Origin of the sequence: Kitasatospora sp. NPDC005751, from assembly GCF_040630835.1 — a bacterium.
GTDB lineage: Bacteria > Actinomycetota > Actinomycetes > Streptomycetales > Streptomycetaceae > Kitasatospora.
In genome coordinates, this window is the sequence record NZ_JBEXYC010000160.1 from 1 (window position 1) to 1,532 (window position 1,532).

Here is a 1,532-nt window from a genome sequence, read left to right on the forward strand (position 1 = left end):
TGCCTCGAGAACGGCCTCACCGTCGAAGGCATCAACTCCTTCTGGCAGAACGTCGCCCAAGGAGCCCTCCTCGTCGCCGCCGTCGTCATCCAGCAACGCCGCAACGGCGAACGCGCCATCGGCCTCCCCGCCTGAGGCCTGCCACCCTCCAACCCCCTGATCCTCCGCCCCCTCGCGGAGCCGGACAGCGGCCGCCCCATGGCTGTGGCGTCCGCGGCTTCCCGGGAGGGCGGACCGGCGGCGCGCCGCTGAGGGTCGGCCGCGCCGCCACCGGCTGCCGGTTCCCCCGCCTCCTTACGGGCGGGCGGGGCCGGCAGCCTCCTTTTCTCAGCGCATTCCCAGGACCTGGGCCGGTGGCCCCGGGCGGCGCACCGTCTACGATGTTCACGCAGACACGAGAGAACGGACCGGTATGGACCACAGCGTGACGCCCGGCAGCACCACCCGCGGCAAGCCGCGCCCGCCGTCCCAGGCGGACGTCGCCGCGCTCGCGGGCGTCTCCTCCCAAACGGTCTCCCGCGTGGCCAACCACCGCCCCAACGTGGAGCCCGAGACGCGTGACCGGGTCCTGTCCGCCATGCGGATGCTGGGCTACCAGCGCAACAGTGCCGCCCGGGCCCTCACCCTCGGGCGCTTCCACGTCCTCGGTGTGGTCACCTTCGACATCGCCGCCCAGGGCAACGCCCGCACCCTGGCCGCCATCTCCCGCGCCGCCCAGGCGGCCGGGTACTCGGTGAACGTGGTCTGCGCCGAGGCCCAGACCGAGGACGCCGTGCAGCAGGCCGTCCGCCAGCTCACCGACCAGGCCGTGGACGGCCTGATCGTCATCGAGGCGCAGATCCTCGACCGGCGTGGCTTCGACATCTCCTCCGGCGTCCCGGTGGTCGTCGCCGACGGCGACCCCGAACGCCGCTTCCCCTCGGTGGACACCGACCAGGCCGCCGGCGCGATCGCGGCCACCCGCCACCTCCTCGACCTCGGCCACCGCACCGTCTGGCACATCGGCGGCCCGCAGGACTCCTACGCGGCGCGCCGGCGCGCCGCCGCCTGGCACAGCACGCTCAAGGAGGCCGGCGCCCCCGTCCCGCCCCTCGCCCTGGGCGACTGGACCGCCGCCTCCGGGTACGAGCTCGGCCGGGAGCTGGCCGCCCGCCCCGAGGTCACCGCCGTCTTCGCCGCCAACGACCACATGGCCCTGGGCCTGTCGCTGGCCCTGCGCGAGGCGGGCCGCCGGGTCCCGGAGGACGTCAGCGTGGTGGGATTCGACGACGTCCCGGAATCGGCGTACTTCGCGCCCCCGCTGACCACCGTCCGCCAGGACTTCGAGGAGGTCGGCCGCCAGTGCGTCGCCCTCCTCCTCGACCGGATCGACCCGCCGGGCGGACAGCGCGCCGGGACGGAGCCCGTCTCCGTCACACCCCACCTGCTCGTCCGGTCCAGCTCGACCCGCCCCCCGGCCACCGGCCGGGCCTGAGCACCGCAGGCCTCCCGGGCGCACCACGGGTGCCGGGCCGCGGACGGTGATCACCGTC

Annotated in this window: 1 protein-coding gene; it reads left to right on the forward strand. The window is 75.1% G+C overall.

Annotation, left to right across the window (positions count from 1 at the left end; translation table 11 throughout):
* Positions 1-412: 412 nt before the first annotated feature.
* A complete protein-coding gene (locus ABZ497_RS36790) occupies positions 413-1,474 on the forward strand; it encodes a LacI family DNA-binding transcriptional regulator (RefSeq protein WP_359812502.1) in 1,062 nt (353 codons plus the stop codon).
* Positions 1,475-1,532: the final 58 nt, after the last annotated feature.